The 25,829-nt window shown below is 70.8% G+C and carries 29 protein-coding genes; 12 read left to right on the forward strand and 17 right to left on the reverse strand.

Features of this window, described 5'->3' with window-relative positions; all coding sequences use genetic code 11:
- Window positions 1-57 precede the first annotated feature (57 nt).
- Window positions 58-378, reverse strand: a complete 321-nt coding sequence (locus EFJ44_RS02120) for a UrcA family protein (RefSeq protein WP_164511823.1) — start codon at window positions 376-378, stop codon at window positions 58-60.
- Window positions 379-701: 323 nt separating this feature from the next.
- Here EFJ44_RS02120 and ffh point away from each other — a divergent pair, with 323 nt between their 5' ends.
- The 3 genes from ffh to rimM all read left to right on the forward strand — a co-directional run bounded on the left by ffh (window position 702) and on the right by rimM (window position 3,471).
- On the forward strand, window positions 702-2,231 hold the full coding sequence (gene ffh, locus EFJ44_RS02125; RefSeq protein WP_125255533.1) for a signal recognition particle protein: 1,530 nt from the start codon (window positions 702-704) through the stop codon (window positions 2,229-2,231).
- A 25-nt stretch (window positions 2,232-2,256) separates the two neighbouring features.
- Entirely contained in the window at window positions 2,257-2,871 is a 615-nt protein-coding gene (rpsP, locus tag EFJ44_RS02130; protein ID WP_125255534.1) for a 30S ribosomal protein S16, read from the forward strand.
- Window positions 2,872-2,943: 72 nt separating this feature from the next.
- The gene (gene rimM / locus EFJ44_RS02135; protein WP_125255535.1) at window positions 2,944-3,471 is read left to right on the forward strand and encodes a ribosome maturation factor RimM; all 528 of its coding nucleotides are present in this window, start codon (window positions 2,944-2,946) and stop codon (window positions 3,469-3,471) included.
- On the opposite strand, the gene EFJ44_RS02140 is transcribed toward rimM, so the two are convergent.
- Window positions 3,468-4,247: an EcsC family protein gene (locus EFJ44_RS02140; RefSeq protein ID WP_125255536.1), complete on the reverse strand. Its 780-nt coding sequence runs from the start codon at window positions 4,245-4,247 to the stop codon at window positions 3,468-3,470. The genes rimM and EFJ44_RS02140 overlap by 4 nt on opposite strands.
- Before the next feature lie 82 nt (window positions 4,248-4,329).
- Between EFJ44_RS02140 and mdh the strand changes: the two genes are divergently transcribed.
- Together mdh and EFJ44_RS02150 are read left to right on the forward strand one after the other, a co-directional pair.
- Complete coding sequence (gene mdh / locus EFJ44_RS02145; protein WP_125255537.1) at window positions 4,330-5,292, forward strand: malate dehydrogenase; 963 nt, start codon at window positions 4,330-4,332, stop codon at window positions 5,290-5,292.
- A 35-nt stretch (window positions 5,293-5,327) separates the two neighbouring features.
- On the forward strand, window positions 5,328-5,543 hold the full coding sequence (locus EFJ44_RS02150) for a KTSC domain-containing protein (protein ID WP_125255538.1): 216 nt from the start codon (window positions 5,328-5,330) through the stop codon (window positions 5,541-5,543).
- A 3-nt stretch (window positions 5,544-5,546) separates the two neighbouring features.
- On the opposite strand, the gene EFJ44_RS02155 is transcribed toward EFJ44_RS02150, so the two are convergent.
- The 5 genes from EFJ44_RS02155 to EFJ44_RS02175 all read right to left on the reverse strand — a co-directional run bounded on the left by EFJ44_RS02155 (window position 5,547) and on the right by EFJ44_RS02175 (window position 10,058).
- A complete protein-coding gene (locus EFJ44_RS02155; protein WP_206426865.1) occupies window positions 5,547-6,344 on the reverse strand; it encodes an enoyl-ACP reductase FabI in 798 nt (265 codons plus the stop codon).
- Window positions 6,345-6,427: 83 nt separating this feature from the next.
- On the reverse strand, window positions 6,428-7,624 hold the full coding sequence (locus EFJ44_RS02160) for a cation:proton antiporter (protein WP_241209645.1): 1,197 nt from the start codon (window positions 7,622-7,624) through the stop codon (window positions 6,428-6,430).
- Window positions 7,625-7,722: 98 nt separating this feature from the next.
- Entirely contained in the window at window positions 7,723-8,952 is a 1,230-nt protein-coding gene (gene fabB / locus EFJ44_RS02165) for a beta-ketoacyl-ACP synthase I (protein WP_125255541.1), read from the reverse strand.
- Window positions 8,953-9,013: 61 nt separating this feature from the next.
- On the reverse strand, window positions 9,014-9,541 hold the full coding sequence (fabA, locus tag EFJ44_RS02170; protein ID WP_125256052.1) for a 3-hydroxyacyl-[acyl-carrier-protein] dehydratase FabA: 528 nt from the start codon (window positions 9,539-9,541) through the stop codon (window positions 9,014-9,016).
- A 49-nt stretch (window positions 9,542-9,590) separates the two neighbouring features.
- On the reverse strand, window positions 9,591-10,058 hold the full coding sequence (locus EFJ44_RS02175; protein WP_125255542.1) for an SH3 domain-containing protein: 468 nt from the start codon (window positions 10,056-10,058) through the stop codon (window positions 9,591-9,593).
- A gap of 126 nt (window positions 10,059-10,184) precedes the next feature.
- Between EFJ44_RS02175 and EFJ44_RS02180 the strand changes: the two genes are divergently transcribed.
- Window positions 10,185-11,168 (forward strand): 2-hydroxyacid dehydrogenase, encoded by a 984-nt coding sequence (locus EFJ44_RS02180; protein ID WP_125255543.1) that lies wholly within the window; start codon window positions 10,185-10,187, stop codon window positions 11,166-11,168.
- 57 nt (window positions 11,169-11,225) lie between these two features.
- Complete coding sequence (locus tag EFJ44_RS02185) at window positions 11,226-13,250, forward strand: S9 family peptidase (protein ID WP_125255544.1); 2,025 nt, start codon at window positions 11,226-11,228, stop codon at window positions 13,248-13,250.
- On the opposite strand, the gene EFJ44_RS02190 is transcribed toward EFJ44_RS02185, so the two are convergent.
- Window positions 13,217-13,981, reverse strand: coding sequence for a HesA/MoeB/ThiF family protein (locus EFJ44_RS02190; protein ID WP_125255545.1), 765 nt, complete (start codon window positions 13,979-13,981; stop codon window positions 13,217-13,219). The genes EFJ44_RS02185 and EFJ44_RS02190 overlap by 34 nt on opposite strands.
- 31 nt (window positions 13,982-14,012) lie before the next feature.
- Window positions 14,013-14,402 carry a BLUF domain-containing protein gene (locus tag EFJ44_RS02195; RefSeq protein ID WP_125255546.1) on the reverse strand — a complete coding sequence of 130 codons (390 nt, stop codon included), beginning with the start codon at window positions 14,400-14,402 and terminating at the stop codon, window positions 14,013-14,015.
- Window positions 14,403-14,543: 141 nt separating this feature from the next.
- Here EFJ44_RS02195 and hslV point away from each other — a divergent pair, with 141 nt between their 5' ends.
- Genes hslV through hslU form a run of 3 tightly spaced genes read left to right on the forward strand, consistent with a single transcriptional unit; the run spans window position 14,544 to window position 17,378 of the window.
- Window positions 14,544-15,098: an ATP-dependent protease subunit HslV gene (gene hslV / locus EFJ44_RS02200; protein WP_125255547.1), complete on the forward strand. Its 555-nt coding sequence runs from the start codon at window positions 14,544-14,546 to the stop codon at window positions 15,096-15,098.
- Window positions 15,099-15,151: 53 nt separating this feature from the next.
- Window positions 15,152-16,063 carry a nuclear transport factor 2 family protein gene (locus tag EFJ44_RS02205; protein ID WP_125255548.1) on the forward strand — a complete coding sequence of 304 codons (912 nt, stop codon included), beginning with the start codon at window positions 15,152-15,154 and terminating at the stop codon, window positions 16,061-16,063.
- Window positions 16,064-16,082: 19 nt separating this feature from the next.
- The gene (hslU, locus tag EFJ44_RS02210) at window positions 16,083-17,378 is read left to right on the forward strand and encodes an ATP-dependent protease ATPase subunit HslU (protein ID WP_125255549.1); all 1,296 of its coding nucleotides are present in this window, start codon (window positions 16,083-16,085) and stop codon (window positions 17,376-17,378) included.
- Here the strand turns inward: hslU and EFJ44_RS02215 are convergent.
- On the reverse strand, window positions 17,375-18,085 hold the full coding sequence (locus EFJ44_RS02215; protein WP_125255550.1) for a 2OG-Fe(II) oxygenase: 711 nt from the start codon (window positions 18,083-18,085) through the stop codon (window positions 17,375-17,377). The two genes, hslU and EFJ44_RS02215, sit on opposite strands and share 4 nt — an antisense overlap.
- Entirely contained in the window at window positions 18,082-19,080 is a 999-nt protein-coding gene (locus EFJ44_RS02220) for an NADPH:quinone oxidoreductase family protein (protein ID WP_125255551.1), read from the reverse strand. Before EFJ44_RS02220 ends, EFJ44_RS02215 begins: the two co-directional genes overlap by 4 nt.
- An 86-nt stretch (window positions 19,081-19,166) precedes the next feature.
- On the opposite strand from EFJ44_RS02220, the gene EFJ44_RS02225 reads away from it, so the two are divergent.
- Window positions 19,167-20,051, forward strand: coding sequence for an isoaspartyl peptidase/L-asparaginase family protein (locus tag EFJ44_RS02225; protein WP_125255552.1), 885 nt, complete (start codon window positions 19,167-19,169; stop codon window positions 20,049-20,051).
- Here the strand turns inward: EFJ44_RS02225 and EFJ44_RS02230 are convergent.
- The 4 genes from EFJ44_RS02230 to EFJ44_RS02245 all read right to left on the reverse strand — a co-directional run bounded on the left by EFJ44_RS02230 (window position 20,048) and on the right by EFJ44_RS02245 (window position 23,052).
- Entirely contained in the window at window positions 20,048-20,869 is an 822-nt protein-coding gene (locus tag EFJ44_RS02230; protein ID WP_125255553.1) for a S1 family peptidase, read from the reverse strand. The two genes, EFJ44_RS02225 and EFJ44_RS02230, sit on opposite strands and share 4 nt — an antisense overlap.
- Before the next feature lie 4 nt (window positions 20,870-20,873).
- Complete coding sequence (locus EFJ44_RS02235; protein WP_125255554.1) at window positions 20,874-21,314, reverse strand: DUF350 domain-containing protein; 441 nt, start codon at window positions 21,312-21,314, stop codon at window positions 20,874-20,876.
- Between the two features lie 123 nt (window positions 21,315-21,437).
- The gene (gene rlmN, locus EFJ44_RS02240; protein ID WP_125255555.1) at window positions 21,438-22,592 is read right to left on the reverse strand and encodes a dual-specificity RNA methyltransferase RlmN; all 1,155 of its coding nucleotides are present in this window, start codon (window positions 22,590-22,592) and stop codon (window positions 21,438-21,440) included.
- Between the two features lie 61 nt (window positions 22,593-22,653).
- A complete protein-coding gene (locus EFJ44_RS02245; protein ID WP_125255556.1) occupies window positions 22,654-23,052 on the reverse strand; it encodes a YkvA family protein in 399 nt (132 codons plus the stop codon).
- 56 nt (window positions 23,053-23,108) lie between these two features.
- Here EFJ44_RS02245 and EFJ44_RS02250 point away from each other — a divergent pair, with 56 nt between their 5' ends.
- Window positions 23,109-23,891: an SDR family oxidoreductase gene (locus tag EFJ44_RS02250; protein ID WP_125255557.1), complete on the forward strand. Its 783-nt coding sequence runs from the start codon at window positions 23,109-23,111 to the stop codon at window positions 23,889-23,891.
- On the opposite strand, the gene EFJ44_RS02255 is transcribed toward EFJ44_RS02250, so the two are convergent.
- Both EFJ44_RS02255 and EFJ44_RS02260 read right to left on the reverse strand, forming a co-directional pair.
- The gene (locus EFJ44_RS02255) at window positions 23,888-24,220 is read right to left on the reverse strand and encodes a DUF2794 domain-containing protein (RefSeq protein ID WP_125255558.1); all 333 of its coding nucleotides are present in this window, start codon (window positions 24,218-24,220) and stop codon (window positions 23,888-23,890) included. The two genes, EFJ44_RS02250 and EFJ44_RS02255, sit on opposite strands and share 4 nt — an antisense overlap.
- 280 nt (window positions 24,221-24,500) lie before the next feature.
- A complete protein-coding gene (locus tag EFJ44_RS02260) occupies window positions 24,501-25,808 on the reverse strand; it encodes a trypsin-like peptidase domain-containing protein (protein ID WP_125255559.1) in 1,308 nt (435 codons plus the stop codon).
- Window positions 25,809-25,829 lie beyond the last annotated feature (21 nt).

The following is a 25,829-nucleotide window of genomic DNA, read 5'->3' on the forward strand; positions in this document are numbered from 1 at the left end:
CGACAAGAAAGGCCCCGGCGGTTTCCCGTCGGGGCCTTTTCGCGTCCGTCGACCGGATCACCGCGCGTCGGTGGGCACACGCACCGTCAGCAGGTCGGTCGCCCGCACATAATCGGCGCGGGCGCGCAGGGGCAGGGCGGCCATCACCTCGGCGCGAACGCCGGCCTCGCAGTAAGCCCGATCCGACAGGCGGCTGCCGGGGCGGCGGGCGTCGCGGCACAGGGCGTCGGCGGCCGCGTCGATGCGGGCGTCCAGTGCGGCCGCTCCGGAGGGCGTGCCCAGGTCGAGGTCGGCCAGCGAGATGCGCAGCGGGTCGGCGGCCATGGCCGGAGCGGCCAGCGAAAGGGCCGCGGCGGCGGCCAGGATCAGCGTCTTCATCGGGGTCTCCTGAGGAGGATGCGTCGCTCTTGCCGGCGACCCCGTTTCAATGGCGACGCTTCGTTGCGGCATGTTGCGAATCCGAAGGCGGAATGGTGACGCCGGGTGAATTCGGCGAAAGCTGAACGGCGATCAGTCGGCGCGCCCGGCTCGCCTTGTCTTCGTCCGGCTTTTCCGCCATAAGCCCCCGCTTCCGGCGCAATTTCCCTCGCGCCTCCTCCCGGACGACCCCTGCAGCATGTCAGGACGAGCCGGGAGAGGACCCCAGTCGACGTCATACGTCCACTGGGGCTGAGGTCGTTTTGCGCCCTGAAAGGGATTGAATGTTCGAGGCTCTGAACGAGCGGCTGACAGGCGTCTTCGACCGGATCACCGGCCGCGGCGCCCTGTCCGAAAAGGACGTGGCCGAGGCGATGCGTGAGGTTCGCGTGGCCCTGCTCGAGGCCGACGTCGCCCTGCCGGTCGTCAAGGACTTCATCGCCTTCGCCACCGAGCGCGCCACCGGCGAGGAGGTCATCCGCTCGGTCAAGCCGGCCGATCAGGTGGTCAAGATCGTCTATGACGGCCTGATCGAGATGCTGGGCGGCGACGAGCCGGTCCCGCTCAACGTCAACGCCACGCCGCCGGCCGTGGTGCTGATGGCCGGCCTGCAAGGCTCGGGCAAGACGACGACCTCGGCCAAGCTGGCGCTGCGCCTCAGCAAGTTCGACCGCAAGAAGGTCATGATGGCCTCGCTGGACACGCGTCGTCCGGCGGCGATGGAGCAGCTGGCCACGCTGGGCAAGCAGATCGAGGTCGCGACCCTGCCGATCGTGGCGGGCGAGAGCGCGGTCCAGATCACGAAGCGCGCGCTGCAGTCGGCGAAGCTGCAGGGCTTCGACGTCCTGATCCTCGACACCGCCGGCCGCATCACGCTGGACGAAGGCCTCATGGCCGAGGTGGCCGAGGTCGCCGCGGTGTCGAAGCCGGTCGAGACCCTGCTCGTCGCCGACAGCCTGACCGGTCAGGATGCCGTGCGCACGGCCAAGGCCTTCCACGAGCGTCTGCCGCTGACGGGTCTGGTCCTGACCCGCGCCGACGGCGACGGGCGCGGCGGGGCCATGCTGTCGATGCGGGCCGTCACTGGCCTGCCGATCAAGTATCTGGGCGCGGGCGAAAAGGTCGACGCGCTCGACGTGTTCGACGCCCGCCGCGTCGCCGGCCGCATCCTGGGTCAGGGCGACATCGTGGCCCTGGTCGAGAAGGCCAGCCAGGAGCTCGATCAGGCGAAGGCCGAGAAGATGGCCCGCAAACTGGCCAAGGGCCAGTTCGACCTCGACGACCTGATGGGCCAGCTTCAGCAGATGAAGCGCATGGGCGGTCTGCAGGGCATCATGGGCATGCTGCCCGGCGTGGCGAAGATGAAGGCCCAGATGGCCGACAGCGGCGTCGACGACCACATGATCGCGCGCCAGGAGGCCATCATTTCCTCGATGACCAAGGCCGAGCGCAAGAAGCCGGACCTGCTGAACGCCAGCCGCAAGAAGCGCATCGCCGCCGGCGCCGGCGTCGAGGTGCAGGACGTCAACCGGGTGCTCAAACAGCACCGCCAGATGGCCGACATGGTGAAGTCCCTGTCGCGCGGCGGCCCGAAGAAGATGCAGCAGATGGCCGCCATGCTGGGCGGCCTCGGCGGCGGCCCCGGCGGAATGGGCGGCCCCGACATGGCGCGCCTCAAGGCGATGGGCGGCGGCAAGATGCCCGAACCCTCGGCCGACGAACTTAAAGCCATCCAGGACCGGCTCGCCGGACTGGGCGGCGGACAACTTCCGGGGGGACTTCCGGGTCTGCCCGGCTTCCCTCGCAAGAAATAAGACCGACTAGAGAAAGAGACCGAAAATGCTGAAGATTCGTCTGGCCCGCGGCGGCGCCAAGAAGCGCCCCTACTACTACATCGTCGTCGCCGACTCCCACTCGCCGCGCGACGGCAAGTTCATCGAGCGCGTCGGCACCTACAACCCGATGCTGCCGCGCGACGGCGAGCAGAAGCGCGTCAACCTGAAGGTCGACCGCATCGCCGAATGGCTGGGCAAGGGCGCCCAGCCGACCGACCGCGTCGCCCGCTTCCTGTCGCAGGACGAGACCCTGGGCGCCAAGGTCAAGTGGACGCAGGGCCAGAACATGAAGAAGGCCGAGCCGGGCAAGAAGGCCCAGGAACGGGCCGCCGAGCGCGCCCAGCGCGAAGCCGACCGTCTGGAAGCTGAAGCCGCCGCCAAGGCCGAGGCCGCCGAAGCCGCCGCCCGCGCCAAGGAAGAGGCCGCCGCCGCCGCCGAAGCCGCCAAGAACGCTCCGGCTCCCGAGCCCGAGCCGGAAGTGACCGAGGAGGCTCCGGCCGCCGAAGCCGCTGCGGAAGAGGCCCCGGCCGAAGCCGCCGCCGAGGAAGCGCCGGCTGCGGAAGCGACCGAGGAAGCCCCGGCCCCCGAGCCGACCGAGGAAGAGAAGACCGAGGCCTGATCGCCTCATCTTCTCCAGAGATCGAAGGGCGGCGTCGTTCGGCGTCGCCCTTTCTGCTATCCGGCGCGTCGCATGACCGATCAGAACCTCATCCTCGTCGCCCAGGTCGCCGGCGGCTTCGGCGTGAAGGGCGAGGTGCGCGTCACCGCCTGGACGGCGGACCCCATGGCGCTGCTGGCCTATGGCCCCCTGCTGCGCGCCGACGGCTCCGTCGGCCTGACCTTGACCTCCGGCCGGCCCGAGAAGACGGCGATCGTCGGCCGGGCCAAGGAAATCACCACGAAGGAACAGGCGGACGCCCTGCGCGGGTTGAAATTGTTCGTCCCACGCGACCGCCTGCCGCCGCCCGAGGACGAGGACGAATTCTACCTCACCGACCTGATCGGCCTTTCCGCCCGCGACGCCGACGACCGCGTGATCGGCACGGTGAAGTCGGTCCCCAACTTCGGCGCCGGCGACATGCTGGAGATCGCCCCCGCCGAGGGCGGTCCGACGTGGTACCTGCCCTTCACCCGAGACGCCGTGCCCGAGGTGCGCCTGACCGACGGCTGGCTGCGCGCCGTCCGCCCGCCCGAGGTGGACGAGCGGGACGAAGCCTAGGGCGCCTCGCCCTCCGCCAGCCAGCGCATCCGGCAGGCCATGATCGCCGTCTCGCCCAGCCGCTCGGTCAGGCGCCAGTTGACCACGGCGCCCACGGGCACGCCTATCACCGGCAGCATCTGCGCCAGCTTGGCCAGGTCGATGTGATCGCGGTACTCGATCTGGAAGGTGCGCCAGTCGTAGTCGGCCACCAGATCCGGCTGGTTCACGCCGGCGATCCAGTCGTCCAGGGCCTCCAGCGCCCGGGGCCGCCGCCGCGCGCTGGCGAAGGCCAGGTGGAAGACGTGCAGCAGGAACAGCCGCTCCCGCGCCGAGCCGCCGCTCCAGCCGTGAGCCGCGACGATCTCGGCCAGCATGCGCACCTTGATGGCCATCAGGGCGGGAAAGTCCGCCGCCGCCAGCAGGAAGCCGCCGGCCCCGGCTACGCCGCCCTCGACGCTGGCGGCGTTGCGGTGCGCCTTCAGGACCGCCCGCGACCGCGCCTCGGCGGCCGCCAGCGAGCCGCGCGGCGCCGGCCGGGCCAGCACGTCGGCGCCGGTCAGAATGCCCTTCGTCATGGCCTCGACGCCCGCCGTGACCGTCGCGTGCACGCGCTCCGGGATCGCCCGGTTGATGCGGTCCTGCGTCCCCCGCGTCGCCCGGTCCCACAGTCCCGGCGGTCGCAGCAGGCGCGCCCGCCAGGCCTCGACCTCGGCCCGCACGGCGCGCGCGTCGGCGACCTTGACCAGATCGGTCGGCACCTCCCCGGCGGGGACGATTTCGGACGGAGCGGCCATTGCGCCGGCATGGTTGCAGGCACGACGTGCGGGGTCTAGACCCGCGCCCAACCTCCCCATGGAACCTTCGGAGACGTACCCTATGGCACGCGCCAAGATCGCCCTCATCGGCGCCGGCATGATCGGCGGCACCCTGGCCCACATCTGCGCGCGCGAGGCGCTGGGCGACGTGATCCTGTTCGACATCGCCGAGGGCACGCCGCAGGGCAAGGCGCTGGACATCTTCCAGGGCTCGGCCGTCTTCGGTCAGGACGTGTCGTTGAAGGGCGCCAACGACTACGCCGACATCGCCGGCGCCGACGTCTGCATCGTCACCGCCGGCGTGCCGCGCAAGCCGGGCATGAGCCGCGACGACCTGATCGGCATCAATCTGAAGGTCATGAAGGCCGTGGGCGAGGGCATCAAGGCGCACGCCCCGAACGCCTTCGTCATCTGCATCACCAACCCGCTCGACGCCATGGTCTGGGCCCTGCAGAAATTCTCGGGCCTGCCCAAGGAGAAGGTCGTCGGCATGGCCGGCGTGCTGGACTCCGCCCGCTTCGCCGCCTTCCTGGCCGAGAAGACCGGCGTGTCGATCCAGGACGTGCACGCCTGGACCCTGGGCGGTCACGGCGACGACATGGTGCCGATGGTTCGCCACTCCACCGTCGGCGGCCTGAGCCTGCCCGACGCGGTCAAGGCCGGCTTCCTGTCCCAGGCCGATCTGGACTCGATCGTCGAACGCACCCGCAAGGGCGGCGGCGAGATCGTGGCCCTGCTGAAGACCGGCTCGGCCTTCTACGCCCCGGCGGAATCGGCCGTCGCCATGGCCCGCTCCTACCTGCTGGACCAGAAGCGCGTCCTGCCCTGCGCCGTCTGGGCGTCGGGCGAATACGGCCTGAACGACCTCTACGTCGGCCTGCCCGCCCTGATCGGCGCCGGCGGCGTCGAGAGGATCGTCGAGTTCACCACCGACGACGCCGAGAAGGAGATGCTGGCGAAGTCGGTGGCCTCGGTTCAGGGCCTGATCGAGGCGTGCAAGCAGGCCGACCCCTCGCTGGCCTGACGGAACCCGGAGTCGCGGAGAGACGCTGGAGAGGCATGCCCTCCAGCGTCATCCGCAGCTTCCGCTATGACCCTGAAGCCCGCCGCCTGAGGATCGTCTTCACCTCCGGCGACGTCTACGACTACGACCGGGTGCCGCCGGAGCTGGTCGAGGACTTCCGTGCCTCCCGCTCGAAGGGGCGCTTCTTCGGGCCGCACATCCGCGACGCGTTTCCCTATCGGCGGGTGGGGCGGGGCGAGGGCCGACCCTGAGCCTCAGCCCTCCTCGTCCGCCGCCATGCCCATCATGTGGAAGCCGGCGTCGACGTGGATGACTTCGCCCGTGGTCGAGAAGCCGAGGTCCGAGCACAGCCACAGGGCGCAGCCGGCGACGCCTTCCATGCTCGTGTCTTCCTTCATGGCGCTCATCTCGCGGCCCTTGCTGAGCATGCCGCGCCCGCCCGAAATGCCGGCGAGCGACAGGGTGCGCATGGCCCCCGCCGAGATGGCGTTCACCCGGATGCCCTTCGGCCCCAGGTCGCGCGCGACGTAGCGGGTGGCGGCCTCCAGCCCGGCCTTGGCCACGCCCATGGTGTTGTAGTTCGGGATGGCCCGCTCCGAGCCCAGATAGGTCATCGTCACGATCGAACCGCCGTTCGGCATCAGCTTTGCCGCCCGCTTCGACACGTCCACGAAGCTGAACACCGAGATGTTCATGGCCAGCAGGAAGCTGTCGCGCGTGGTGTTGTCGACGAACGAGCCCTGCAGCTCGTTCTTGTTGGCGAAGGCGACGGAGTGGACCACGAAGTCCAGCGTGCCGAAGGTCTTTTCCAGCTCGGCGAACAGGGCGTCCATCGAGGCGTCGTCGGTGACGTCGGCCGGCAGGATCAGCCTGGCTCCTACGCTTTCGGCCAGCGGGCGCACGCGACGCTCCAGCCCCTCGCCCAGATAGGTGAAGGCCAGCTCCGCGCCCTGCGCGGCCAGCTGCTGGGCGATGCCCCAGGCGATGGAGTTGGCGTTGGCCACCCCCATGATCAGGCCCTTCTTGCCCTTCATCAGCTCGCCCGCGGGCATGTTCCAGCCGGACTCCGACGCCATAGGTCTTCTCCTCGAAAATCAGGCGGCGAGGGGTAGCAGGACGCGCCGCGCCGGGAAAGTCAGCCCGCCCTGGCCGTCCGCCACCGGGCAAGCCGCTCCAGCAGCGGCGTCGCCGTCACGCCGTGGATGACGATGGACGCCAGAATCACGAAGCCGACCACCGCCCACAGCCGCTCGCTGTCCCCGAACCGACCGTGGTTGAGGCCGTAGGCGACGTAGTAGACCGAACCCACGCCCCGGATGCCCAGAAAGGCGAGCAGGAGCTTCTCCCGGAACGGCTGGCGCGCGCCGACCAGCGACAGGAGGCCGGCCACGGGCCGCACCACCAGCAGGATCGCCATCGCCACCGCCGCGTCGACCCACGTCAGGCTGACCAGCAGTCCATTGGCCAGCGCCCCGCCGAACAGCACCAGCAGCAGCATGATCAGCAGCCGCTCGATCTGGTCCGACAGATCGTGCATCTCCTCGTGGAAGTCGTGGTCCCGCTCCCAGTTGCGGATCGTCACCGCCGCGACGAACACCGCCAGGAAGCCGTAGCCGTGCGCCAACTCCGTCGCCGCATAGGCGATGAAGGTGGCCGCCAGCGCGATCAGGCCGTCCCCCAGTTTCGACAGCTCCCGCTCCGACCCCCGGAACAGCAGCCAGCCGAACGCCGCGCCGACCAGCCAGCCGACGCCCAGTCCGGCCAGGATCTTCCAGCCGACCTTGACCAGTCCCCAGTCGAGCATCGCCTGCTGCGACGCCAGCCCGCCCAGCGAGGCGAGGATGGCCAGGTGCACGAAGGGAAAGGCCAGCGCGTCGTTCAGACCCGCCTCGGACGTCAGGCCGAAACGCACCTCGTCCTCCTCGCCCGAGCGCGGGGGACCGACCTGGACGTCGGCCGCCAGAACCGGATCGGTCGGGGCCATGGCCGCGCCCAGCAACATCGCCATCGGCAGGGCGAACCCCAGCCCCCAGACTCCCAGCACGGCCACGGCCACGATGGTCAGGGGCATGGCGACGGCCAGCAGTCGCCAGGTCGTCGACCAGCTCTTCCAGCCGATCTTGCGGTCAAGTTTGAGGCCGCAGCCCATCAGGCTGATGATGACCGCCAGCTCGGTCAGCTTCTCCGTGGCCGTGTCCCAGGTTCGCGGGTCCGGGTCGAACGCCAGCAGGCCCGACGAAAACACCCCCAGCCCGATCGCGACGCACAGGATCGCCAGCGTCAGCGGCAGCCGCCGCAGCCCGACCGGCGCCCAGCTGACCAGCAGGACCACCAGCCCGAGGCCCAGCAGGAACAGGATGTAGGGATCGGCGGTCAGGCGGCGGCTCCTGCGGCTCGGGACCGACTATAGCGCGCGTCGATCGTCGGCGTTCACACCTTCGACAGGATCAGGCAGCCGTTGGTGCCGCCGAAGCCGAACGAGTTGGACATGACGTGCGTCAGCTCGCCGTCGTGGCGTTTCCGCAGGATCGGCATGCCCTCGAACTCGGCGTCCAGGCTCTCGATGTGGGCGCTCTCGGCGGCGAAGCCGTGCTTCATCATCAGCAGGCAGTAGATCGCCTCCTGCGCCCCGGCGGCGCCCAGCGAGTGGCCGGTCAGGGACTTGGTCGAGGAGATCATCGGCAGGGCGTCGCCGAAGACGTTGCGGACCGCGCCCATCTCCTTGCTGTCGCCGACCGGCGTGGAGGTGCCGTGCGGGTTCAGGTAGTCGATCTTCGGATTGCCGGCCATCTCCAGCGCGATCTTCATGCAGCGCTCGGCTCCCTCGCCCGAAGGGGCGACCATGTCGTAGCCGTCGGAGTTCGCGCCGTAGCCGGTGACCTCGGCGTAGATCGTCGCGCCGCGCGCCACCGCCCGCTCGTATTCCTCCAGCACGACGATGCCCGCGCCGCCGGCGATGACGAAGCCGTCGCGGTCCTTGTCGTAGGCCCGCGAGGCGACCGACGGCGTTTCGTTGAAGTTGGACGACATGGCGCCCATGGCGTCGAACATGTTCGACATCGACCAGTCGATGTCCTCGACGCCGCCGGCGAAGACGACGTCCTGCTTGCCCCAGGCGATCTGCTCGGCGGCCGCGCCGATGCAGTGGGCGCTGGTCGCGCAGGCCGAGCTGATCGAATAGTTGATCCCCTTCAGCTCGAACCAGGTGGCCAGAACCGCCGACGGGCCCGAAGCCATCGCCTTGGGCACCGCGAACGGGCCGATGCGCTTGGGCGAGCCTTTCTCGATCGTGGTCTGGGCGGCCTGCAGGATGACCTGGGTCGAGGGGCCGCCCTCGCCCACGATGAGACCGATGCGCTCGTCCTTGATCTCCTCCGGCGTCAGGCCGGAATCCCTCAGCGCCTCCTCGAAGGCGATGTGCCCCCAGGCCGTCCCGTTGGCCAGGAAGCGCGCCGCGCGGCGATCCACGTGCGGGGCCCAGTCCTCGGCGGTGTGCCCCAGCGACGGCGGCGCCCAGACCTGCGACCGGAAGCCGTGCTCCGCGTGGTCCGGCGCGAACCGCACGCCTGACTTCGCCTCGCGCAGCGACGCGGCGACCTCGTCCTGGCCGGTGCCGATGGAGGAGACGATGCCCAGTCCGGTGACGACGACGCGCCGCATGTTTCAGTCCCTTGTCTTCAGCTTCGGTCGCCGCTCTTGGGGCGGCTGACCTTGAACGCGCTCAGCCCTGTTCGGACGCGCCGAACAGGCCCACGCGCATGTCGGTGGCCGTATAGATGGGGACGCCGTCGGCTTCGAGAACCCCGTCGGCGATGCCCATGACCAGCTTGCGGTTGATGACCCGCTTCAGCTCGATCTTGTAGGTGACCTTCTTCACGTCGGGCAGGACCTGGCCGGTGAACTTCACCTCGCCGACGCCCAGCGCCCGGCCCTTGCCCGGACCTCCGATCCAGCCGAGGTAGAAGCCGACCAGCTGCCACATGGCGTCCAGGCCCAGACATCCCGGCATCACCGGATCGCCGATGAAGTGGCACTGGAAGAACCAGAGGTCCGGACTGACGTCCAGCTCGGCCTCGATCCGGCCCTTGCCGTGGGAGCCGCCGGTGTCGTCGATGTGGACGATGCGGTCGAACATCAGCATCGGCGGGGCCGGCAACTGGGCGTTGCCCGGTCCGAACAGTTCGCCGCGACCCGAAGCCAGAAGCTGGTCGTAGTCGTAGCTGGAGCGGCGGTTGGCCGGGTCCGACATTGGGGTCGAAATGCTCATGCGCGGGGATTGCACCCCGACGCGGGCGCGGTCAACCGGCGGCCCCCGCCGGACGGCGCCAGTCGCACTGGGCCCTGGACGCGGCGCCGAATACGGCGGCCTCCTGCACCCAGCCCTTGAGCCGGCCGTCGCGGACCTTGCACCAGCCGTCCTCGCAGTCTTCAGCGGCGATCAGGCTGCGCGGACCCAGGCGCGCCTTGATGGAGGAACTCGCGTCCCGGCCCGAATGGATCGGCACGGGCTCCTGGCCCATGTTGAACACGCGGCGTCGCCCGCTGGTCACCGTGCGGTGAATCCAGACGACGGACCCCTCGGGATCGCACACCTTCCGCCACTCGCGCGTTTCGGCGATCACCTGAACCGGCAGGCCGCGCGCCGTGTACTTCCACAGGATCGGATGGTCGGTGCCCGGCCCGCGTCGCGCGTGGACCTCTTTCGAGCTCAGCGCGATCCAGCGCGGCACCTCGAAGCCGGTCGGCGTCGGCCGGCCGTCGGGCATGGCGGTTCCGGCCCCAAGCGCGACCGCGACGCCTGCGAGCAGCAGCTGGCGTTTGATCGCACGGACGGCTTTGCTAAGCGTGGGCGGCGACACCGGCGCGCTCCGGACGAAAGGATTCCGCCGCAGATGTCGGCCCGCAGCCTTAAGGTCACCTTAACCCGGCGGCTGCCGGACGCGGTCGAGACCCGCATGCGCGAACTGTTCGACGCGCGCCTGAATCTGACCGACCGCCCGATGACGCGCGAGGAGCTGGCCGAGGCCATGGCGACCTCCGACGTGCTGGTCCCCACCATCACCGACCGCATCGACGCCGGGCTGATCGCCGGCGCGTCCGAGAGCCTGAAGATGATCGCCAATTTCGGCGCGGGGACGGAGCACATCGACGTGTCCGCGGCCCAGGCGCGCGGGATTCTGGTGAGCAACACGCCCGGCGTCCTGACCGAGGACACGGCCGACCTGGCCATGACGCTGATCCTCGCCGTGTCCCGTCGTGTGGTGGAGGGCGCCGAGGCCCTGCGCGCGGGCCGGTTCGAGGGCTGGACCCCCACCTGGATGATGGGCCGCAAACTGTGGGGCAAGCGGCTGGGCATCGTCGGCATGGGCCGCATCGGTCAGGCCCTGGCCCGGCGCGCCCGCGCCTTCGGCCTGCAGGTGCACTATCACAACCGCAAGCCTCTCGGCCCGATGATCGAGGAAGACTTGGGCGCGACGCACTGGGACGATCTCGACGCCATGCTGCCCCGCATGGACCTGATCTCGCTGAACACCCCGGCCACCCCGGAGACGCATCACATCCTGTCGGCGGATCGCCTGTCGCGCCTCCAGCCGCACGCCATCGTGATCAACACCGCGCGCGGCGAGCTGATCGACGAGGCCGCGCTGGCCTCCGCCCTGAACGGGAACCGTCTAGGCGGCGTCGGCCTCGACGTCTTCGAACACGAACCCGCCGTCCACCCCGGCCTGCTCCACCATCCCCGCGCGGTGCTCCTGCCCCACCTCGGCTCGGCCACGGTGGAGTCCCGTCAGGACATGGGCGACCGCGTGATCCTGAACGTCATGACCTTCGCCAACGGCCACCGTCCGCCGGATCGGGTGCTGCCGGCCGTCTGAGGACTTGACCGCTCTGCCGCCTCAGGTTGTGATCGTCGCAGTTCGGGGGAGTTCCAGATGAGTGAGACGCCGCGGCGTCGCGTCGGTCCGGTGGCCACGCGCCGGCAGATGATCGTGGGCACGGCCGCGCTGGGGCTCGTCGCCGGAGCCGGGCCGGCCTGGGCGCGCCGCGCGGCCTATCCGATCGAGGCCTTCTTCCGGCCGGAGCGCACCGTGGGCGTCGCCCTGTCGCCCAACGGAAAACGGCTGGCGGCGCTGGAGCAGATCGGCACGCCCGCCGCGCCGCACGGCGTGATCGACGTGGTCGACGCCGACGATCCGGAGGGTCCGCGAGGCCGCATCGACATCGGTCCGCTGGACGTCCAGAGCGTCGCCTGGGCCAACGACGCCCGGCTTCTGGTCCGGGTCCTGATCAAGACGACCGTCACCGGCCGCGCCCCGACGGGCAGCAACATCCGCTCCGACGATCTGGAACTGACGCAGCGCCGGGTGCTCTCGCTGGACGTGGAAGGCGCGTCCCCGCCCGTGGTCCTGTTCCAGGATCAGCGCCGCCGCATGCGCCAGAACTTCGATCTGGGCCGCATCGTCGACATGCTGCCGGCCGAACCGAACCACGTGCTCATGACCTCGCGCGAAAACGACGGGGTGCTGGGCCTGCACAAGGTCGACGTGCGCGACGGCAGCGCGGTCCGCATCGAGCGCGGCCAAAGCGGCACCTACGCCTGGCGCACCCAGGCCGGCGTCCCCGTGCTGCGCCACGACATCAACTCGCGCGGCAACATGGAGACGGTCTACGGCCGGGCGCCGGGCGAGCGGGAGTGGAAATTCCTGCGCCGGAACTGGGTCGCCGACGCCCCGGACTTCTCGTGGGTCACGGAGACGGACCGTCCCGGCGTCGTCCTGGTCACCGCGCGGCAGGACGGCGAGGACGTGGAGTCCCTGCGCGAACTGGATCTGCACACCCTAACCTTCGGTCCGCCCCTGCAGTCGCGCGAGGGGCGCGATGTGCTCGCCGGCGTGACGGATTCCGCCGGCCGGCACATCGGCGCGGCCTTCTACGGCGACCGCCTGGAGTACGACTTCGTGGAGGACGGGCTGGCGGCCCACCACCGGGCGCTGGACCGGTTCTTCGACGGCGCCTGCGACGTGCAGATCCAGGCGGTCGACGCCGCGCGCAACCGGTTCCTCGCCCTCGCCACCGGCCCGCGCGAGCCCGGCAGCTGGTGGCTGTACGACCGCGCGGCCCGATCCATCACCAACATCGGCTGGCGTCGGGATCTGGAGCCCGAGCGTCTGGGGGACGCCGAGGTGCTTGAGGTCGCGACCCGCGATGGAGCGCGGATCGAGGCCTATTTGACCGCACCGCCCGGGGCCGCTCCCGGTCCGCTGATCGTGCGGGCCCACGGCGGACCCGAGGTTCGCGACCACCGCGGATGGGACCGGCAGGCGCAGGTGCTGGCGGCGCAGGGCTGGTGGGTGCTGCAGCCCAACTTCCGCGGATCCGGAGGATATGGCCGTAGCTTCGCCCAGCAAGGCTGGAAACGCTGGGGCGAACGGATGCAGCACGACGTCGAGGACGCCGTGGCCCATGCCGTCGCGGCGAGGGGGCTGGACGGCGCCCGCGTCGGGATCATGGGCACAAGCTACGGCGGCTATGCCGCCCTGATGGGCGCCGTCCTGCGACCGGACCTCTACAAGGCGGCCGTGGGCATCTGCGGCGTCTACGACCTGCCCGACATCATGGAGTGGGAGAAGCGGCTCGACGACACGCCCGGCGCGCAGATCGTCGAGTTCTGGACGCAGAGGATCGGCGATCCCCGGGCGGACGGCGCCATGCTGGAAGCGGCCTCGCCCCGCCGGCGCGCGGCCGAGGTCTCCTGCCCCGTCATCCTCGTGCATGGGGCGGAGGACGGCGTGGTCCCGGTGGCCCAGTCCCACCGCATGCGCGACGCCCTCCGCGCGGCCCGCAAGACCGTCGACTACGTCGAAATCCCCGATTTCGGCCATGCCGACTGGGAGGCCGAGCAGGAACTGGCCCTGATGCGGCGCTACGTCGACCTGTTCAGGACCGCCTTCGCCTGACCGCAGGCGGGACAGTGCGGGTCCGCGGCGACCCGCACCGTCCGCGCCGAGCCCGACAGTCCGTCGAACACCAGCAGCCGCCCGGTCAGGGGCCGGCCCGCATCGGCGATCAGCTTGACGGCCTCAAGGGCGCAGAGGCTGCCGACGACGCCGGCCAAGGCGCCGATCACCCCCACCCGGGCGCAGGTCTCGGCCTCCGGCGGCGACTCGGGAACCAGACAGGCCCAGCACGGCCGACCGACGAACACCCCCACCTGGCCGCTCCAGCGCCCGATGGCCCCGGAAACCAGCGGCGTCCCCAGCTCGAGGCAGGTCGAATTGACGGCGCGACGCACGGCGAAGTCGTCCGTCCCGTCGATCACCGCGTCGGAGCCGGCCAGCAGGGCCCGTGCCGTCGCCGGCGTCAGCGCCTCGGTCCGCGTTTCGATCGCCACGTAAGGATTGAGCGCCGCCAGCCGCTCCGCCGCCGCGTCCACCTTGGGGCGGCCGACGTCCGCGGTGGAGAACTGCACCTGTCGCTGCAGATTGGACAGCGAGACGACGTCGGGGTCGATCAGCCGCAGCGTGCCCACGCCCGCCGCGGCGAGGTCCAGCGACGCGGGCCCGCCCACGCCGCCCACGCCGACGATCGCAACGCGCGCGGCCTTCAGCCGGCGCTGGCCGACGCCGCCGACCTCGGCCAGCATCAGGTGCCGCGCATAGCGCTCGATCTCGAAGTCGGAGAGGCTCACCGCCTCGACATAGGGCGCGTGGCCGTCGCCGTCACGCGGCCAGGCGACGCTCCAGCACGGCCTCGGCCATTTCGGGCGTCACGAGGGACAGACACGGCAGCTTCACCGCGCGCAGGAAGGCCTCGGGATCGTCGCACAGAACCATGGGCTCGGTCAGGGTCCGCGACGTGACGACGGCGTCGACGATGATCTCGACGTCGGTGTGGCGCGGGTCGGCCTTGATGCGCTCCAGCGTGCGGCCGACCTCATGCGCAGGGCCCTCAAGCGCCTGAAGGATGCGGTCGCCATGGATCACCATGCCGCTTCCGACCTGATCGCGCCGGTTGTTGCGCTCGCCCGCGCCCAGGATGTGCGCCAGCGACACCGTGCTGAGCCCGGCGGCGCCGATCGATCTACTCGTGAACACGACACGTCGCAGCATTCAGATTCCCTGCATTGCCGTAATCTTGGGTGGAATGTGTTCTTGTAACGGTTTACATTGGTGAAAATGTGACTCTCTTGTGGCGCTGAAATCGCTCAGCTTTCGCTTGAAGCGCCGCATTTCCGTCGCCATCTCCAACGGATGATGAATTCCAGCTTCCCGGACTGGCACGGCACGACCATCCTCGCGGTGCGCAAGGACCGCCGCACGGTCATCGCCGGCGACGGCCAGGTCTCGATGGGTCCGACCATCGTCAAGGGCGCGGCGCGCAAGGTCCGCGTGCTGGCAGGCGGCAGAGTGCTGGCGGGCTTCGCCGGGGCCACGGCCGACGCCTTCACCCTGATCGAACGGCTGGAGGCGAAGCTGGAGCAGTTCCCCGACCAGCTGGCCCGCGCCTGCGTCGATCTGGCCAAGGACTGGCGCACCGACCGCTACTTGCGGCGCCTCGAGGCCATGCTGCTGGTCGCGGACAGGACGTCGATCTACACGGTCACCGGCGTCGGCGACGTGCTGGAGCCCGAGCACGGCGTGGCCGCGGTCGGCTCCGGCGGGAACTTCGCCCTCGCCGCCGCGCGCGCCCTGATCGAGAACTCCGACCTGGACGCCGAGACCATCGCCCGCAAGTCCATGGCCATCGCGGCCGAGGTCTGCGTCTACACCAACGGCAATCTGACGGTGGAGACGCTGGAGGGCTGACCCCTACCGCGAATTCACCTGACAGCCGGCGCCCTTCGCGTCTTCATGGGGGCATGCGCGCGCTCGCCCTGGCCCTCGCCCTGTCCCTTCCGGCCGTCGCGGCGGCCCAGACCCCCGACGCGGCGGAGGTGGTCGCGGCCGAGCGGGCCTTCGCGGCCGACTATCCCGGCCTCGGTATGGGCGCCAGCTTCCGGAAATGGGCTGAGCCCGGCGCGATCATGATCGCGGGCGGCCGCGCCCAGACGGTGGAGCAGGTGTTCCCTCCCGAGGCGCCGCCTGACCCGCAGGAACCGCTTCTGGAATGGTGGCCCAATTTCGCCGGCATCTCCCGCTCGGGCGACCTCGGCTTCACCACCGGCGGCGTGTCCGTGAACGGCGAGCGCGCCGGGCACTATTTCACGGTCTGGCGCAGACAGCCGGACGGAAGCTGGAAGTGGGTCTACGACGGCGGTGCGGGCGCCTCGGCCGCCGATGTTCCGGGGCGAGACAGCGAGCCGGAGTTGCTGCCGCTCGGGCCTGAATTCGTCATGGTCTGGAGCCCGCGGGACGGCTCCAATCTTTCCACCATCGCCATGCGCGACGTGCGGGAGATGGAGGCTCAACTGGCGCGCGCCGTCGCTCGTGACCAGGTCGAGGCCCATCTTGCGGTGCTGGCGGATCGGGGCCGCGTCTATGTCGCGCCGTTGGCCCCGGCCGTCGGTCCGGCTGCGGCGGCCTCCAGCCTCAAGGCGTGGCCCGAGACGTTCGAAGTCGGCCCCATGGAGGGCGGTGGCGCGTCGGAGGCGGGAGATCTGGTCTGGACCTATTCGCCTGCGCTGTGGTCGCACGAGGAGCAGCCGCGAACGGGACATTTCGTCCGGCTATGGCAGCGACAGGACGCGGGCTGGAAGCTGGTGCTGGTCCAGCTCATCTTCGGTCCGCCGCCTCCGCCTCTTCTCGTGGCGCCCCCTCCCCCCGGAAGCTGAGCGCGCCTATCTGCGGGACATGACAGACCTTTCCCCCCGCGAGATCGTCTCCGAACTGGACCGCCACATCGTCGGTCAGGCCGACGCCAAGCGCGCCGTCGCCGTGGCCCTGCGCAATCGCTGGCGCAGGAAGCGGGTCGACCCGGCCCTGCGCGACGAGGTGACGCCCAAGAACATCCTGATGATCGGCCCCACGGGCGTGGGCAAGACCGAGATCGCGCGGCGTCTCGCGAAGCTGTCGGGGGCGCCCTTCATCAAGGTCGAGGCGACGAAGTTCACCGAGGTCGGCTACGTCGGCCGCGACGTGGACCAGATCATCCGCGACCTGGTCGAGGCCGCGCTGGTCATGGTGCGCGACCGCCGTCGCGCCGACGTACGGGCCAGGGCGGAGGCCGCGGCGGAGGAGCGCATCCTCGACGCGCTCGTCGGACCGGGCGCCCAGCCGGCGACCCGCGACAGCTTTCGCACCAAACTCCGGGCCGGCCAGATGGACGACAAGGAGATCGAGATCGCGCTGGCCGACACCGCCTCGCCGATCCAGGGCATGGACCTGCCCGGCGGCAACGTCGGTCTGCTGAACCTGTCCGAAATGCTGGGCAAGCTGGGCGGCGGCCGCACGAAGACGGTCCGCACCACCGTCCGCGAGGCCGTCGCGCCGCTGACGTCGGAAGAGGCCGACAAGCTGCTGGATCAGGACAGCCTGACGCGCGAGGCGGTGACGCTGGCCGAGCAGGAAGGCATCGTCTTCCTCGACGAGATCGACAAGGTCGCCGCCCGGTCCGAGGCGCGCGGCGCCGACGTGTCGCGCGAGGGCGTCCAGCGCGACCTGCTGCCCCTGATCGAGGGCACGACCGTCTCGACTAAGTACGGCCCGGTGAAGTCGGACCATGTGCTGTTCATCGCCTCGGGCGCCTTCCATGTCGCCAAGCCCAGCGACCTGCTGCCCGAACTCCAGGGTCGCCTGCCCATCCGCGTCGAACTGCGCGCTCTGACGCGCGAGGACTTCGCCCGCATCCTGACCGAGCCCGAGGCCAATCTGATCCGCCAGAACCAGGCCCTGATGGCCACCGAAGGCGTCGACCTGACCTTCACGGACGAGGCGATCGAGGCCCTCGCCGACGCCGCCGTGGCCGCCAACACCGCGGTGGAGAACATCGGCGCCCGCCGGCTCCAGACGGTGGTCGAGCGCGTGCTGGAAGAGCTCAGCTTCAACGCCCCGGACCGCTCCGGCCCCTTCGTGGTCGACGCCGACCTGGTCCGCGCGCGCGTCGCCGATCTGGCGAAGGACGCCGACCTCGGCCGCTACATTCTCTAGGCCGCGGGCGGCGGCGTCGTCCGCCACCAGCCGGTGACCGAGAACCGTGGGACCGGCGCGAAGTCGGCGACCTGGGTCACCAGATGCGGCTGGGGCACGCGGAACACATTCAGCGTGCCGAAAGCGGGCACGAATGCCTCCGACACCTCCGTCCAGTCGTCGAGAAAGGCCAGCAGTCCCCCCCACTCGACGCGCCAGCGCGGCGTCAGGTTCAGGACGTAGGCGTACAGTCGCCCCGCGTCCTCGTGCCGGTCGTCGTGACCGTTCAGGAAGTGGCCGGGCAGATAGCGCGTCGCCTGGGCGTCGACGTAGGCGATGCGGTCGTCTCCGGTCAGCGCGTGCGCCCAGTCCCGCCACTCCGCTCCGTTGAAGAGGTCGTGCAGCCCGTCCAGCGGCGCGGGAAGGGTCAGGCCCATCGCCCGGGCCTGACCCAGCCGCAGGCGGTCGTAGATGAACTGGAATCCCTCGGCGGCCTCCTGATGCACCATGGCGACCAGCCGCGCCTTCTCCACCGGATCCTGGGCGTCGAAGACGGCGGCGGGCACGTCGGTGCCGAAGGGCGTGCGGATGGCCCGGTTCCAGACCATGTCGGGACCGGCCAGCGCCGCGTGCAGGCCGCGGGTCATCTCCTCGCCCAGCGGCATCTCGACCCGCACGCGGCCGGTCGCGGCCAGCCGCTCCACCGCCTCGGCCGGCGGCGGCGTCATTCCACCGTGACCACGATCTTGCCCAGCGCCGAGCGGTCGCCCAGCGCCCTGATGGCGTCGGCGGCCCTCTCCAGCGGGAAGGTGCGGCTGACGCGCGGCTTGATCCTGCCCTCGCTCCAGAACCGCATCAGATCCGCCACATTGGCGGCGTGACCCGCCGGATCGCGCATCACCGCGGCGCCCCAGAAGACGCCGACCACCGACACCGACTTCAGCAGGGTCAGGTTCAGCGGCAGACTGGGGATGCCCGCCGGGAATCCCACGACCAGATATCGCCCGCCCCAGTCCATGGCCCGCAGCGCCGGCTCGGCGTAGTCGCCGCCCACCGCGTCATAGACGACGTCGGCGCCGTCGCGTCCGCTGGCCAGCTTCAGCTCTCCCGACAGCTCCTTTTGCGCCGCCTTGTCCATGGGGCCGGTCGGGTAGATGAGGCCGTTGTCGGCGCCCGCCTCGAGCGCGAACTGCACCTTGTCGTTGGTCGACGCCGCGGCGATCACGTGCGCCCCCATCGCCTTGCCCAGCTCGACCGCCGCCACCCCCACGCCGCCGGCCGCGCCCAGCACCAGAAGGCTTTCGCCCGCCTTCAGCTGCGCCCGGTCCTTCAGCGCGTAGTAGCTGGTGCCGTAGGTCATCAGCAGGGCCGCGCCCTCCTCGAACGACATGCCGTCGGGCATCTTCACCACGGAGTCGGCGCGCACCGCGATGCGCTCGACCAGGCCGCCCCAGCCCGGCACGGCGATGACGCGATCGCCGCGCTGGATCCCCTTCACGCCCTCGCCGACGGCGTCGACCACGCCCGCCACCTCGGCGCCCGGCGAGAACGGCCGCTGCGGCCTGAACTGATACCTGTCCTCGATGATCAGGGTGTCGGGGAAGTTGATCCCCACGGCCTTCACCTCGATCACCACCTCGCCCTTCAGCGGCGTGGGATCCAGCGCCTCCTCCACGACCAGGGTCTCGGGTCCGCCGGGGGCTTTGGACAGGACGGCGCGCATGGGAATCCTTCGGCTTGCGTCGGGGAGGAGGCCGACGCTAACGGTCCCGCACGCTTCCGCAAAGGCCCGCTCCCGATGAGGCACGCATGACCCGACCCGCCCTGATCCTCCACGGCGGCGCCGGCGCGCGCCGAAGCAAGGACTATTCGGCCGAGCGGGAACACATGGGCGAGGTCGTGGCCTGCATGGCCGAGCGGCTGAACGCCGGAGCGGCCGCGCTGGACGTGGCGGTCGAGGCGACGGTCCTGCTGGAGGACTCGGGCCTGTACGTCGCCGGGCGCGGCGGCTCGCCCAACCTCGCCGGCGCCTTCGAGCTGGACGCCAGCCTGATGGACGGGGAGACGGGCAGGGTGGGGGCCGTCGCGGCCCTGCAGGGCTTCCGCAACCCGGTCGTCGCCGCCCGCGCCGTCATGGAGCGCACGCCGCACGTCCTGCTGGCGGGCGACGGCGCGGCCCGCTTCGCCGGCGCCCAGGGCCTGGCGCGCGTCGACGACGTCGACGCCTGGTTCACCCGCGCCGGACAGGGCGAGGACAACCACCCGCCGGGGACGCTGGCCCACGGCACGGTGGGCTGCTGCGTGCTGGACGACCGGGGCCGGCTGGCCGCCGCCACCTCGACGGCCGGCGTGTTCGGCAAGGCTCCCGGGCGCGTCGGCGACAGCCCGATCGTCGGCTGCGGCGTCTGGGCCGACGCAAGGGTCGCCGTGTCCTGCACGGGGCAGGGCGAATACTTCATGCGCACGGTCGCGGCCGCCCGCGTCGGCTGGTCGGTCGAGGCCGGGGCTTCCGTGGGCGACGCCGCCCGCGCGGCCGTCGGCGTCGTGGGCGCCCTCGGCGGGGACGGCGGCCTCATCGCGCTGGACCGCTCCGGCCGCGTCGCCCACCCCTTCAACAGCCAGGGCATGAAGCGCGCCTGGCTGACCCCGGAAGGCGAGGTGCACGTGGCGGTGTTCGAGCAGGAAGCCGGCTAGGCCGACAGACAGACGACCTGGGCCACCCGCAGGTCCCGCCTCAGGGCGTCGGCCACGCGGCCGTAGTTGTCGGGCGTCACAGGCTCGCCCAGCGCAGGTTCGTCGGCACGCTGGATGCCCCGCACGGCCGGCAGGAAGGTGTCGGGCGAAGTGGTGTAAACCCGTCCGCGCCGCGGGGCCTCCGCGATGGTCACGCCCACGACGTTGCCGAAGCGGTCCAGCGCCGGCGCGCCCGACAGGCCCGACAAGGTCCCCCGCAGACCGTCGGTCCGGGCGATCTCGGCCCAGGCCAGAACCGGCTCGTCCCGGGCCCCGCGGCCGCGCACCTTGAAGGTCTCGCGCCCCAGCAGCCGCGTCGTCACCTCGCCCGGACGGCCCTGCGGAAAGCCGGGGTGGAAGGCGCGCTGACCCAGTCGCAGGGGCAGGTCCGTCGGCACGTTCAGCGCCGGCGGTCCGCCGTCGGTCAGCAGCAGCGCCACGTCGGCGCCCGGCGCCAGCCGTACGTCCGCGGCGACGGCCCGTCCGCCCCCGACCACGATGGCCGGCCTGCGACAGCCCTCGACGACGTGCCGCGCGGTCACCCAGCGGCCCTCGCCGGCGATGGAGAAGGCGGTCCCGGCCGCCGGCTGAAACGGAATGTCGGGCGCGTTCACGGTCACCGCCGCGTCGAACGGGGTCACGGGACCCAGCAGGGCGCCCTCGGCCTCCCCGGGCGGCGGCGGAGCGGGCGGGGTGTAGACGTCCTCGCGGACCGAGGCCGCGGCGACGGCCAGGGCCCCGATGACCGAGGCGTAGACCAGCCAGTCCGGAAGTTTCATCGTCTCAGGCCGACAGGGCGGCGGCCAGAACCAGCGCGGTCGCCAGCTTGGCCCCCACCAGCAGCACGGCGGCCGAGACCTCGCCGTCGCGGATGCGTTGCGGCAGACCGGTCAGGATCATGTCGACGATGCGGAAGGCCAGCAGCTGGATGACGACCGTCGCCAGCCCCCACAGGCCGATCTCGCGCAGGGAGGTCGAGGCCGTCAGGGAAACCGCCAGCGGGATCGCCAGACCGACGAGCACCCCGGCGAAGGCCACCGCGGCGGCGGCGTTTCCCTCGCGGATCAGCTCGATCTCCCTCCACGGCGTCAGCGCGGCATAGATGACCGCGCCCAGCACCAGCAGACCCAGCGTCGCCGCCAGATGCAGCAGCATGGTGGGGAAGCCGCTGGCGAAGGCCTGGACCTCGGCGCTGGCGAGCAGATCGGAGAGGAAGGATTCCATCGGAACGGGAGCCGGCGGCGCCCCAATGCGCCGGTTCCGGACATGCCTCAATCGCGCCTGAATCCGCAAGCGCCGCCGGGACACACCCGGTGACGGATGATTACAGCGGGCGGATCAGCCGGCTTACGCGGCGTCCCGCTCGGCCTTTCTGAGCGCGCTGGCCCGCACCTTCTCGCTTTCGCTCTTCAGCTGACCGCACGCCGCCAGAATGTCCCGCCCACGCGGCGTGCGGATGGGGCTGGCGTAGCCGGCCTTGTTCAGGATGGCGGCGAACCGTTCGATGGTGGCCCAGTCGGAGCACTGGTAGTCGGTTCCCGGCCACGGGTTGAACGGGATCAGGTTCACCTTGGCCGGGATGCCCTGGATCAGCTTCACCAGCGCGCGGGCCTCTTCCGGGCTGTCGTTGACGCCCTTCAGCATGACGTATTCGAACGTGACCCGCCGGGCGTTGGACAGGCCGGGATAGGCGCGGATGCCGGCCATCAGCTGGTCCAGCGGGTACTTCCTGTTCAACGGCACCAGCACGTCGCGCAGGGCGTCGTTGGTGGCGTGCAGACTGATCGCCAGCATGGCCGCGGTGCGGTCGCCCAGCGCCGGCAGCTGCGGCACCACGCCCGACGTCGAGACCGTGATCCGGCGCCGCGACAGGGCGATGCCCTCGTTGTCCGAGATGATGTCGATGGCGTCGGCGACGTGGTCCAGATTGTACAGCGGCTCGCCCATGCCCATGAAGACGATGTTGGACAGGCGGCGGTCCTCCTTGGGCGACGGCCATTCCTCCAGGTCGTCGCGCGCGACCTGGACCTGGGCCACGATCTCGGCGGCGGTCAGGTTGCGGACCAGCTTCTGCGTGCCGGTGTGGCAGAAGGTGCAGTTGAGCGTGCAACCGACCTGGGAGGACACGCACAGGGCGCCCGCGCGGCCGACGTCGGGGATGTAGACGGTCTCGATCTCGATGCCGGGCGCGGTGCGGATCAGCCATTTGCGCGTGCCGTCCTTCGACACCTGCCGCTCGACGATCTCGGGCCGGGCCAGGGTGAAGGCCTCGGCCAGTTTCGCCCGCGTTTCCTTGGCGACGTCGCTCATCATCGCGAAGTCGGTGACGCCGTAGTGGTGGATCCAGCGCCACACCTGACTGGCCCGCATCTTCGCCTTCTCGGGCGGGCAGACGCCCGCGTCGATCAGCGCCTGACGCAGGCCCTCGCGCGTCAGACCGGTCAGGTTGACGGGGGCGCTCGGCGCCGGCGTGGCGCGCGTCAGGTCGAGGGTCAGGCTCAAGGAAGGTCGATCCGCGTTCGAGGAAGGCGGGGCTTATAGCACGAAAGGCGGCGAAGGCGTGTCAGCGCCCGCCCAGCCGCTTCAACGCCTCCCGCGCCAGTTCATGGTGCCGTTTTCGGACGTTGCCGCCCAGGGTCGCCAGCAGCGCCGCGAACACCGCCGCGTCGTCGGTGAAGCCGATGCCGGCGAAGATGTCCGGAATGGCGTCCACCGGCAGGACGAAATAGGCCAGGGCCGCCAGCATGATCCCCTTGGCCGCCGTCGGCGTCTCCGGATCGCGCGCGGCGTACCAGACCGACAGGGCGCGGTCGGCGAAGGGCACGCGGCTGGCGACGCGGCGCATCTTGGGCCAGAAGCCGCGCGCCACACGGCGCTCGTTGACCTTCTGGACCGAGGGGACCAGCGCCCGCCTGGGGTCCAGCACCTCTTCCGGGTGGATCGGTTTGGCATCGGCGGGCATGGCCGCTAAACCCTCGCGCAACTCAACGGTTCAGGCCGAACATAGGGACTCCTTCCATGAAACTCGACGGGTCGATCGCGGCGGTGGTGACGGGCGGGGCCTCGGGGCTCGGCGAGGGCACGGCCCGGGCGCTGGCGGCGAAGGGCGTTAAGGTCGCCATCTTCGACCTTAACGCTGAGCGCGGCGAGGCGATCGCGGCCGAGATCGGCGGGGTGTTCTGCGAGGTGAACGTCACCAGCGACGAGAGCGTCGCCGCCGGCTTCGCCAAGGCCCGCGCCGCGCACGGCCAGGAGCGCCTGACCGTCAACTGCGCCGGAATCGCCACGGGGCAAAAGACCGTCTCCCGCAATCGCGAGACGCAGGAGCCGCGGGCCCACGACATGGCCCAGTTCGAGCGCACGGTGTCCATCAACCTGTTCGGCACCTTCCGCGTGCTGTCGCAGTCTGCGGCGGGAATGGTGACGCTGGACCCGCTCGAAGACGGAGAGCGCGGCGCGATCGTCAACACCGCCTCGGTGGCGGCGCAGGACGGCCAGATCGGACAGGCCGCCTATTCGGCCTCCAAGGGCGGGGTCTACGCCATGACTCTGCCGATCGCGAGGGACCTGATGAACGAGGGCGTGCGGGTCAACACCATCCTGCCCGGCATCATGTGGACCCCGATGATGGCCGGCATGGACCAGAAGGTTCAGGACGCCCTGGCCGCGATGATCCCCTTCCCGAAGCGTCTCGGCACCCCGGCCGACTATGCGGCGCTGGCGATCCATCTGGCCGAGAACGTCTACATCAACGGCGAGTGCATCCGGCTGGACGGCGCGATCCGCCTGGCGCCGCGCTAGTCGACGACGGTGAAGCGGCGGGCCTCGAAGACCTTGAGCACGACCTCAAGGTCGCGCCCCCGCTTCAGCACCTGACCGCCTGAGCCGTAGACCGCCCACTGTCCCTGCCGTCGCTGCAAGGCCGGCCGCTTCTCGATGCGGTACAGCGGCGCGTCGCCCGAGCGGTGGAAGATGGCGAACTCCGCCGCGTCGTCGTGGCTGAGGACCGAATAGTCGCGCCATTGGCCCGCCGCGATGCCGCGTCCGTAGACCCGCAGGATGCGCTCCAGCTCGCGCCGGTCGAAAAAGACGGGGCCGCGCTGCGGTTCGGTCAGGGCCTCGAGGCTCATGAGGGGAGAGTGGGGTCGATTCCGCCCCGGCGCCAGCCCTTCCCGCAAGTCACGAAATGGCCCCGTTTCGGACTTTGACGCGCCGCCTTGGCCGATGAATGTCGCCTCATCGGCTCGCCGGGGTTCGGAGTGAACCTGGATCCTGAACAGCCCCCCCAGCCCCCCGGTTCATTCCGTCCAGGGCTCCGGCGGGCCGATGCTTCCTCAAGCGAGACGTCCGCCCCGCCACCCCTCCCCCCCCTCCAGGCGGCGGCGGGCGTCTTCGTTTCGGGGCCTTTCCTCAGATCGTGACCTGAAGCTCGTCGCCGCCTCGGCGGACCGTGAGTGCGCGCGCGCCGCCGACCTCGAACAGGGACGCCGCCGACAGATCGGCCGCGGGGGCGCCGTCCACCGCAGTGATTACGTCGCCGGCCCTAAGCCCGCCGGCCGCCGCGGTCGAGCCGCTCTCGACCGACTCCACCAGCAGGCCGGGAACGTCGCCCGACGAGAGGGCTAGGGTCGCTCCGCGCGCCACCACCCGGTCGGCGCCCAGGACGACGGCGCTCGGCGCCGCCATGCGGACCTGCACCTGACCGGTCATCTCGACCCCGTCGCGCAGCCAGACGATCGCCAGGCGCGTGTCCGGCGCGGCGACGCCGACGGTGGCGAGGACCGAGCCGGCGTTGGCCACCGGCCTTGAATGGATGCGGGTCACCACGTCGCCGGCGCGCAGTCCCGCCTGCTCGGCCGGCGAGCCGGGGGCGACGTCCAGCACGACCGCGCCGCGGACGATGCCGAGGCCCAGCTCACGCGCCCGCTCCGCGGTGAGCGATCCCAGGACGGCGCCGATCTCGCCGCGGCGGACCTCGCCGAACTCGCGCAACTGACCCACCACGACCATCATGATCCGCGTCGGCACGGCGAAGGCGATGCCGTCATTGCCCCCGCCGCCGCCCGACAGGATGGAGGTGTTGATGCCGATCAGCCGGCCCCGGCTGTCCAGCAGCGGGCCGCCGGAATTTCCGCTGTTCACCGCCGCGTCGGTCTGGATGTAGTCCTCGACCGCATCGCCCAGGCCCGAGCGGTTCAGTCCGGAGATGACGCCCATGGTCACCGTCTGGTCCAGACCCAGCGGATAGCCGACGGCGAAGGCCACGTCGCCGGTGCGCAGGGTGTCGCTGTCGACGATTTCGACCTGCATCAGCCCGGGGGCGTCGATCTTGAGCACGGCGATGTCGGTGGCCTTGTCGGCGCCGATCAGGGTCGCGTCCAGCAGGCGGCCGTCCAGCATGTCGACGGTGAACTTCGTACCGCTCTCGACCACGTGCTGATTGGTGACGAGGATGCCCTGACCGGCGTCGATGATGACGCCGGACCCGGTGCCGATGACCCGGGGTTCGCGCGCGCCGGACGACGGGCCTTCGGACTGGCCCAGGGTGGTGACCTGGACCACGGCCGGCAGGGACTTCTCAAGGCCGGCGGCGAAGGTGAAGACGCCGCGCTCGGCGTCGTAGGGCGCGGCGGTCGTCTGGGCGAGGACCGCCGAAGCGGGCAGGGCGGCGCCCAGGGCCAGGGCCAGGCCGAGCGAGAGACGGACGGTGCGACGCATGCGGGATCCTCGATTTGGCGA

Source organism: Brevundimonas fluminis (assembly GCF_003934285.1).
Classification (GTDB): Bacteria; Pseudomonadota; Alphaproteobacteria; order Caulobacterales; family Caulobacteraceae; genus Brevundimonas; species Brevundimonas fluminis.